We start from the raw sequence: 7898 nt of genomic DNA on the forward strand, positions 1-7898 counted from the left end.
ATCACAGCACCGCTCATCTAATGCTCGGCAGAAAGGAACCCGCGATGAGAGCAGAGAGCAAACCAGTCAGGGACGGCCTTCCCCCGTCACCTGAAGGCGACGCTCCCCTGCCGAGGTTCTGATGGCGGGGCGCCGCGCCTGCCGTTCCGGCGGGTCGTCCGGTTCGGCGCGGGACGCGCCAGGACGTGCGCCGTGGGCATCGGTGAGCGGTGACGAAGATGAGTAGGTGACGAGATGAAAGGCGGACGAGCGGTGCGAAGGACGGTGCCGGATGTCAGGCGCCCGTCCCCGCGGCCGGCGGCTCGACGAAGTTGAGCAGTCCATCCCCCTTGCAGACGCGGCACCGGCGGCCGCTCTCCCCTCTGCCGCTCCCCCCGCAGGCACGGCAGCCGACCACCCGGTCGAACCGGGGGTCGCGGTAGATGTGGCGCGTGGGGCGCCGGTCGATCGCCCAGCCCTGCACCCACGCGAACCCGTCGATCTCGGCGAACAGCGCGTCGCTGAACCCCCAGTTGCGGACGAGGGCCTGCGCGCGGATGTGGGTCCACAGCGTGCCGGCGATCCCGGCGTGGCTGACATTCAAAGGATCGGTTCCTCTCGCGGTGTCGGGAGCCGGTCGATGCCCCCCATCGGACCGGCCCGTATCCCCCCGCCCCGTGCGCGCACCGCGTACCGCGCTCCTCGCGGACCGGGCCCTCCCCCTCCCGCCGGGGCAGGCCACCCCCGCGAGGGAGCGGCATCATAGTGGCGACATCCTCTCTTATAGGGGGCTGACCATCTGTTTACCCTGGTTCATGCCAAGAGCAACCGCCATTGGCAATTGCCACAGGAAACTAACCCCGGCGAACACCTTGCTGCCCAACGGGCATGGCTAGTGTGCGCCGTAGCGGTAGAGAGGAGACTCGGCATCAGCGGTGACCGCGCACCCGACGAGGCGATCACCGTGGCGAGGGCGAGGTGATCGGACCGTGACCGGGGTGAACCCATCTCTGCGTCACCACGAGGTGGCCACCCGGCTGCGCGCGCTCCGGCTGGACGCCGGGCTCACCATGAAGGAGGCCGCCGAGCGGCTCGAGTGCTCGGTGGCGAAGATCAGCCGGCTCGAGACGGCCGCCCGCGGGGTGAGCCCGCGCGACGTCCGCGACCTGTGCGTGATCTACGGCGCCGACCCGGAGGAGGCCGCCGGCCTGATCGAGATGGCCCGGCAGGCCCGCACCTCGGAGTGGTGGGAGGAATACCCCGACGAGCGATTCCGGTCATATATCGGGCACGAGGCGGACGCCACGTCGATTCTGTCCTATGATTCCGGGATATTCCCTGGCATCGTGCAGACCAGAGAATACGCGCGCGCCATCATCCTCGGAGTGGCGGAGAGAATTGGCGCCGACACGCTCGACAAACGTGTCGAGTTGCGTATGCGGCGGCAGGAAATCCTGCACAAGAAGGACCCGCCACGGGTGCACGTCATCGTCGACGAGTCGGCGGTGCACCGCCGCGTCGGCGGCGCGGAAGTGCTGTACGGCCAACTGTCGCACCTGCTGGACCTCGCCCGGCGTCCGGGGGTGACGCTGCAGGTCATCCCGTTCGCCGCCGGCGCCCACCAGGGGCTCAACGAGGCGTTCACCCTGCTGGAGATGGCCGACCCCATTCCGGATGTCATATACCAGGAAGTGGGCGGGCGAATCGAGTACTTCCGCAAAGACAAGGAGCTGCTCGCCTACCGCCGGCTCATCGACCATCTGCGCGCCACGGGTCTCGGGCATGACGCCTCTATGGCGCTCATCGAGGAAGTGTCGCAGAAGTACAGCTTCTGATCAACCGCCCTGTCCGCGCACCGCGATGATCTTCTGGTGGCATAATGCCGGATATGGACGCCCCTCAGGGGGTGTTCCGGTCACGCTCGACAACCATCAGGGGATTTCATGAAGCCCACATCCGGCGTGCGATGGCGCTCGGCCAGCCAGTGCAACACCGAGCATTGCGTCGAGGTCGCCGCCACCGAAGGACATATCGCGGTCCGCGACTCCAAGGACCCGCACAGCCCCGTGCTGCTCTACACCGAGCTCGAATGGCAGGCGTTCATCGAGGGCGCGAAAGGAGGCGAGTTCGACCTCCAGCGGCTCTCCGAATAGCGGAGGGCCGGGCCTGGACGGCCGCGGAGGCGGGCCGGGCCGCCCGCCTCCGGCTATCCCGACATACCGGATATCTCCGGCAGACACCACCTGTTCACCCGCCCGTACCGATATGACATACCCGTTCGGTTTCCCGCCGCTTCACCGGCGAATGGCGGTATCTTCCCGTGCAGGCCGCCACGGCCGTTCCCGGGCCGCATCGGCGGGTGGATTCGCCACCCTGCCCAGGGGTAGCCGACCGACCTCACGCCTTGTCACATTTCCCCCCGAGAGGCTGGCGATGGGTGGATTCAAGAAGTTTCTGATGCGCGGCAACCTGGTGGAGCTGGCGGTGGCCGTGGTGGTGGGCGCCACCTTCAGCGGGCTGATCCAGGCGCTGGTCGCCGACCTGATCACGCCGCTGATCGCCGCGGTGACCGGCGGCAGGCAGCCCGACTTCGGCAACTACTCCTTCACGCTCAACGGGGCGGTGTTCAAGTACGGCGACTTCGTCAACCACCTGCTGACCTTCCTGATCATCGCCGCGGTGATCTACTGGCTGGTGGTCATGCCGATGACCCGGCTGATCGCCTTCTTCGACCGGGACAAGCAGGCCACCGAGAAGCAGTGCCCCGAGTGCCTGAGCGACATCCCGGTGGACGCCCGCCGCTGCCGGTTCTGCACCGCCGAGCTGACCATGGTGCCCGCGGACGACCGCCCGCCCGCCTGAGCGGACGGCGCGAAGGCCCGAACGGGCACGGGCGAGCCCGCGGGTAAGCACCAAGCCCGCCACCGGACCCGTAGCAACCGGCCCTGAGCCCTCCGACGTCCGACGTCCGGGGAGGGCCGCGAGGCCCTTATCCGGCGCCCACTCCGAGGTGCCGGCCGGGCCCGGCCGGCACCTCCGGCCGCCACGATGCCGTGCCGGGTGCGGACCACCGCACCCGGCACGGCGCGTTCTCCGGCGACCGCACCCGGCGACCATGAGATCACCATCGGGCCCGCTGCGGGACGGCACCGCTCCCCAGTCGCCCTGCTCACCGCAGCGTACGAGCTAGCCGACATCCGGTGCCATAAGCCCGCTTACCTCGCCAAAAGCGGCAAACTTCGCAGACGGCAGCTAAGACCGATAGACCCCTCAGTCCGGATGGAACCGAACAACCACCCGCCGGAGACTTGAGGTAACGTCCCGGTAACACTTGCCCCCGGCACCCTGCCATCTCGCATCGGGTCGGCAGCGTTTCCCGATGGCGCTGAGCAGGCTCCCCCCGTCGGGCCGGCGGCCGCCCGGCGGCCCGCCCGCCCCCCACCAGAACCCTTGCCGGGAAGGAATCTCTGACAGGGACCTTTCTTCACATGGAATATGTCCGTAACATCGCCTCCAGACCGGGCGTGGAACATTTACCGGAAACATCTGTTGACACGCAAGAAACACTGTTATTGTAATGGGAGCGCTCCCACGCCTTCGCGATTTGCCTTGAAAGCGGAGGAAGCCGGATGGCTGACCAGCCCACGCTTGCCCAGGTAGCAGCCGAAGCAGGGGTCTCCCCCGCCACGGCCTCACGAGTACTCACCGGCTCTGTCCGCGTGAGCACCTCCACTCGCCGTCAGGTCCACGACGCAATGTCACGTCTGGGTTACGTACGGCATCGCGCGCCGCGGGGAACGTCCGCCCGGCGGTCCGACCAGCTGGTCGCGGCCGTCATCTGCGAACACACCCAGCGCATGTTCTCCGAACCCTTCTACGCACGGCTGATGTCCGCCGCGGACGAGGTGTTCACCAGCTACGGAGTCCCGTTCGTCGTGATGACGGCCACCCCGGCCACCTCGACGATCGCCGCACCACCGCTGGTGACCGGCTCGTTCGACGGCGTCCTGCTCGCGGGCGCCCGTGAACGACATCCTCTCGCGGTGACGCTCGCGGCCTCGGGGATCGCGGTGCGCAGCGCGGGGCGCCCGCCCGACGGCATCGACCTGCCCTTCGTCGACATGGACAACGTCGACGGAGCCCGCCAGGCGGCGGAACACCTGCTCCTGACCAACCGGAGGGCGATCACGGTGATCGCCGGGCCACCGACACTGCCCGGCGCCCGTGATCGCCTCGACGGCTTCCTGCGCACGCTGCACGCGGCGGGCATGAACGACGTCCCGGTGGCCTACGGCGACTTCACCCACGCCTCGGGAGCGCACGCGATGCAGTGGCTCCTGCAGCGGTCGCCGCACCTGGACGCGGTGTTCGCCGCCTCCGATCCGATGGCGGCCGGCGCGATGCAGGCCCTGCGCCGGGCGGGACGGCGGGTGCCGGACGACGTGGCCGTGGTCGGCTTCGACGACGCCCCGCTCGCCAGGCACACCTCGCCCACGCTGACCACCGTGCGTCAGCCGGTCGAGGAGCTCGGCGTGCTCGCCGCCAGGATGCTGCTCATGTCGATCGCCTCCGAAGACGACGACGTCCCTCACGGCAACCCCATACTTCCCACGGAGCTGGTGGTACGTGAATCCTCTTGATTCGGGGGGCATGCGGGAAGGCGATGTGCTCACGCGCCGTTATCGGCTCGTCGAGCAGATCGCTTCGGGGGGCATGTCCGCCATCTGGCGGGCATTCGACCAGTCGCTCCATCGCACCGTCGCGATCAAGGTTCTCGACGGCTGCGTCGGCGGCGACCACGGCGGCCGCGACCTGATCCGCCGGGAGGCACGGGCCACCGCCCGGCTGATCCACCCGGACGCGATCGAGGTGTACGACTACGGGGAGACGGTCACCTCACAGGGCAGGCTGGCGGCCTACGTCGTCATGCGCCTGCTCGAAGGCCGGCCGCTGTCGGAACGGATCTGCGAAGAGGGCCCGCTGCCGTGGCGCGAGGCCGCGGTCATCGCGGCCCGCGTGGCGATGGTGCTCGCGGCGGCCCACCAGCGCGGCATCGTGCACCGGGATGTCACGGCGGAGAACGTCCTGCTCACCATGGAGGGCGCCAAGCTGCTGGACTTCGGCATCGCGGCGTTCGTCGGCGAGGAGGTCGACCAGCGCCTGGCCGACTTCGGCACTCCGCCGTACGTGGCACCGGAGCGCCTGACCAGCGCGAGCGTGCATCCCGCCGTGGACGTGTACGCGCTCGGTGTGCTGATCTTCGCGATGCTCACCGGCTCGCACCCGTATCCGGAGACGACCTGGGAGGCGCTGGAGGCGGCGGACCGCAGCGGGCCACCGCCCGTCCCGCGGGTGCCCGGCCTGCCGCGGGAGGTGGCCGAGCTCTGCGCGAGCTGCCTGGCCCCCGACCCGGCCGACCGGCCGACGGCGCAGCACGTGGCCGAGACGCTCACCGCGGCGCTGCACGCCTCCCTCACGGCCGGGCGTGAGACGGCCACCTGGGTACGGCGGGTGCGCATGGCGTCCATCGCCGCCGTCACCCTGGCGACGTGGACGGCGGCCCTGCTGTGGATCCGGCCGGGCGTGCCCCCGCCGGTCGCCACGGCGGTCGTCACCTACTTCCCGGAACCCGTACAGGTCACCCCCGCGACCGGATCGCGGCCCAGCGGCGAGGCCGACGGGGTGGCCGAGACGGTTCCGGAGGCAGGTACGTCCGTCGACGCCGTGAGCCGGAACACGCCCGCTCCGCTGGTCGGGCACACGCTCACCATCGAGTCGCCACCCGAGTCGCCACCCGAGCCGCTCCGCACCCCGCGGGCCGAGCGCGGTGGTGGCGGCTCCCGGTCCACCGCGCCGACGCTCACCCAGGCGTACGGCCGGTTCGACGCCACGCTGAAGGCCGGGGAGAGCGTCGGGTCCATCCGGTCCGACGTCGCCCTGGACCTGCGGCAGGTGGTGGACAACCTGCTGCGGTCCCTGGAAGACCCGGTCAAGGGGCTGGCGGCGATCCACCGGAAGCTCGACGACCGTGAACGGGAGGGCGGCCTCACCCCGGGCGCCCGAGACGAGCTCGAACAGGGCCTGGCGCTGATCGGCGCGGCCCTGCGCAAGGCCACCTGAGCGATCCAGGAGACGGCCGCCGGGACACCCCTCCCCCCGGCGGCCGTTCCGCTGTCACCCCAGGTCCGCGCCACGATGCCGGAACCCGTGATAGGTGCCGTCGTTAATCGCCGCCGCCGCCCAGACATCGGACGGGTGCGGGTGCCGGGCGCCGTCCCGCGGGCCGCTTTCTCTGACAGGACCTTGACAAAGATCGGCGAGGCCACGGACGCCCGTACGGGGCGGGAAGTGGGAGCGCTCCCAATGAAAACACCCCTCCGCGGGCCCCAGAGGCCCCCCAGAGGCTCCGCGCGGTGATGAAAGTTACAACGAACCGCGCAGGTCAGCATCGGCCTCTCCGGGCTCGCGTTGACGTCCCGGAAAACCGCGCCGAAGCATGACGAAGGCGATCCGGCCGTGGCGGGGACGGCGACGCCGCCCCACGACCCGTCGCGTTTCCCCACGTCAGAAGGACACCCAATGAGATCTGCACGGAGCGGCACGAGGTGGAAGGCCGCGATCACCGCGCTGGTGACCACCGCCGCCACCACCGCGCTGGCCGTCACGCTCGGCACCACCCCCGCCCAGGCCGCGGGCGGCACCGGCACCGGCTACCTGCACACCAACGGCAACAAGATCGTGGACAGCACCGGCGCCACCGTCCGGCTGACCGGGATCAACTGGTTCGGCATGGAGACCGACAACAAGACCTTCCACGGCCTGTGGGCGAACAACCCCTGGCGCAACCAGCTCGACCTGATGGCGAGCCTGGGCTACAACACCATCCGGGTGCCCTACTCCGACGACGCCGTGAAGCCGGGCGCGGTCGCCACCAGCGTGAACACCTACAGCAACCCTGACCTGGTGGGGCTTTCCCCGCTGCAGATCCTGGACAAGGTCATCGAGTACGCCGGCACCAAGGGCATGCGCATCATCCTGGACCGGCACCGGCCGACGGCCGCCGGGCAGACCGCGCTCTGGTACACCAGCGGCGTGCCCGAGAGCACCTGGATCGACAACTGGAAGGCGCTGGCCAGGCGCTACGCGGGCAACACCACCGTCATCGGCGCCGACCTGCACAACGAGCCGCACGCCGACGGCACCGAGCCCAACAGCACGGGCTCGTGCTGGGGCTGCGGCGACACCGCCCGCGACTGGCGCCTGGCCGCCGAGCGGGCCGGGAACGCCATCCTGTCCGTCCAGCCCAACTGGCTGATCTTCGTCGAGGGCGTCAGCTGCCCGAGCGGCGGCAACGCCAACGCCTGGGACAACATCCCCGACGAGCCGTGCGGCTGGTGGGGCGGCAACCTCTCCAAGGCCAAGGACTACCCCGTGCGGCTGAACGTGGCCAACCGGCTGGTCTACTCTCCGCACGAGTACGCGACCTCGGTCTTCCGCCAGACGTGGTTCGACGACCCGAGCTACCCGGCCAACATGCCCGCCGTCTGGGACAAGTTCTTCGGCTACCTCTACAAGGAGAACATCGCCCCCATCATGATGGGCGAGTTCGGCACCACGCTGGCCAGCAACACCGACAAGGTGTGGCTGCAGGAGCTGATGAAGTACACCGGCACCGGCGTGAACGGCATGTCCTTCACCTACTGGTCGTGGAACCCCAACTCCGGCGACACCGGCGGCATCCTGAAGGACGACTGGGCGACGGTCGACCAGGCCAAGCAGAGCATCCTGCAGCCCTACCTCATCCCGCCGGCAGGCGGCGGCACCGGGAACCCGACCCCGACTCCCACGCCGACCCCCACGCCCACGCCCACGCCGACCCCCACGCCCACGCCCACGCCGACCCCCACGCCCACGCCCAC

7 protein-coding genes are annotated in these 7898 nt (G+C 69.8%); 6 read left to right on the forward strand and 1 reads right to left on the reverse strand.

The annotated features are described in order from the left end of the window. Window positions 1–274: 274 nt before the first annotated feature. Window positions 275–583: a hypothetical protein gene (locus IEY93_RS26400; RefSeq protein ID WP_189165826.1), complete on the reverse strand. Its 309-nt coding sequence runs from the start codon at window positions 581–583 to the stop codon at window positions 275–277. Between the two features lie 394 nt (window positions 584–977). On the opposite strand from IEY93_RS26400, the gene IEY93_RS26405 reads away from it, so the two are divergent. The 6 genes from IEY93_RS26405 to IEY93_RS26430 all read left to right on the forward strand — a co-directional run. Then, window positions 978–1814 (forward strand): helix-turn-helix domain-containing protein, encoded by an 837-nt coding sequence (locus IEY93_RS26405; protein WP_189165827.1) that lies wholly within the window; start codon window positions 978–980, stop codon window positions 1812–1814. A 108-nt stretch (window positions 1815–1922) separates the two neighbouring features. Beyond that, on the forward strand, window positions 1923–2132 hold the full coding sequence (locus IEY93_RS26410) for a DUF397 domain-containing protein (protein WP_189165828.1): 210 nt from the start codon (window positions 1923–1925) through the stop codon (window positions 2130–2132). Between the two features lie 280 nt (window positions 2133–2412). Continuing rightward, entirely contained in the window at window positions 2413–2841 is a 429-nt protein-coding gene (mscL, locus tag IEY93_RS26415) for a large conductance mechanosensitive channel protein MscL (protein ID WP_189165829.1), read from the forward strand. Window positions 2842–3608: 767 nt separating this feature from the next. Beyond that, on the forward strand, window positions 3609–4619 hold the full coding sequence (locus IEY93_RS26420) for a LacI family DNA-binding transcriptional regulator (RefSeq protein WP_189165830.1): 1011 nt from the start codon (window positions 3609–3611) through the stop codon (window positions 4617–4619). A 10-nt stretch (window positions 4620–4629) separates the two neighbouring features. Continuing rightward, a complete protein-coding gene (locus IEY93_RS26425) occupies window positions 4630–6099 on the forward strand; it encodes a serine/threonine-protein kinase (protein WP_189165831.1) in 1470 nt (489 codons plus the stop codon). Between the two features lie 459 nt (window positions 6100–6558). Beyond that, a partial coding sequence (locus tag IEY93_RS26430) for a glycoside hydrolase family 5 protein (RefSeq protein WP_189165832.1) occupies window positions 6559–7898 on the forward strand: 1340 nt, incomplete at its 3' end.

It is taken from the genome of Sphaerisporangium melleum (assembly GCF_014646695.1).
GTDB classification, from domain to species: Bacteria; Actinomycetota; Actinomycetes; order Streptosporangiales; family Streptosporangiaceae; genus Sphaerisporangium; species Sphaerisporangium melleum.

Bases quoted from the DNA above. Each gene is read 5' to 3' on its own strand.
- IEY93_RS26410 (WP_189165828.1), top strand. From the start codon at position 1,923: ATGAAGCCCACATCCGGCGTGCGATGGCGCTCGGCCAGCCAGTGCAAC.
- mscL (WP_189165829.1), top strand. From the start codon at position 2,413: ATGGGTGGATTCAAGAAGTTTCTGATGCGCGGCAACCTGGTGGAGCTG.
- IEY93_RS26420 (WP_189165830.1), top strand. From the start codon at position 3,609: ATGGCTGACCAGCCCACGCTTGCCCAGGTAGCAGCCGAAGCAGGGGTC.
- IEY93_RS26425 (WP_189165831.1), top strand. From the start codon at position 4,630: ATGCGGGAAGGCGATGTGCTCACGCGCCGTTATCGGCTCGTCGAGCAG.